General features: G+C 69.0%; 1 protein-coding gene. It reads right to left on the bottom strand.

From position 1 onward, the window contains the following. The coding region (locus IB274_RS29550; protein WP_192436308.1) for a DUF4347 domain-containing protein at positions 1 to 255 on the bottom strand (255 nt) is incomplete at both ends.

Here is a 255-nt window from a genome sequence, read left to right as displayed (position 1 = left end):
CTGCCCGCGCTCGCCCTGGGCGGTGTTGCAGGCATAGATGAGGATGTCGCCGCCGGCATGCATGCTGGCGCCGAGCTGGCTGAGGGAGTTGCCGTAGTCGGCGATGTTCTCGGCGCTGACGTAGCTGTTGCCCAGCCACAGGTCGCCGGCGTTGCCGTGGGCGATGATCTGCACCGAAGCGGCGCCAGGGTGCGCGGCCAGGTACTGGGCCATCTGCTGCACGCCGTTGCCGCGGCTGTCGAGGAACACCACGTC

Origin of the sequence: Pseudomonas sp. PDM18 (genome assembly GCF_014852585.1) — a bacterium.
In the GTDB taxonomy this organism is placed as follows: Bacteria; Pseudomonadota; Gammaproteobacteria; order Pseudomonadales; family Pseudomonadaceae; genus Pseudomonas.
The sequence above is the reverse complement of the archived record's forward strand: the minus strand, read 5'-3'. Positions and strand labels throughout refer to the sequence as shown.